The following is a 332-nucleotide window of genomic DNA, read 5'->3' on the forward strand; positions in this document are numbered from 1 at the left end:
TCTGGGCTGCTGACTTTTTTGAGGGTGGTGGTGTTGCCGGTGTTGATGGAGTATGCGAGGAGGTTGAGGTAGTACTCGGCGAAGTAGCGTGCCCCGAACGCGTCCATGTTGGTGGCAGCGCTGGGTAGTTGTGGTTCGTGTGGTTCCACCCAGTCCACGGGCCTGCCCAGCTTCCCGTTGGGTAAAATCGGGTACTCACCGGACATGGGTATGCTGTGGGCTGCATCGCCTGACCCGCTTTGATTGGCAGAGGCTTCAATGTTGTTGCTTTGCCCGTCTTGTGCCTGGCTGCATGCAGCCAGAGTGAGCAAGCCAGCCAATACTGGAACCAG

1 protein-coding gene is annotated in these 332 nt (G+C 58.1%); it reads right to left on the reverse strand.

The window, feature by feature from the left end; all coding sequences use genetic code 11:
- The coding region (locus HMPREF2975_RS12540) for a DUF6318 family protein (RefSeq protein WP_227469316.1) at window positions 1-332 on the reverse strand (332 nt) is incomplete at both ends.

Origin of the sequence: Actinomyces sp. HMSC065F12 (genome assembly GCF_001814535.1) — a bacterium.
Classification (GTDB): domain Bacteria; phylum Actinomycetota; class Actinomycetes; order Actinomycetales; family Actinomycetaceae; genus Pauljensenia; species Pauljensenia radingae_A.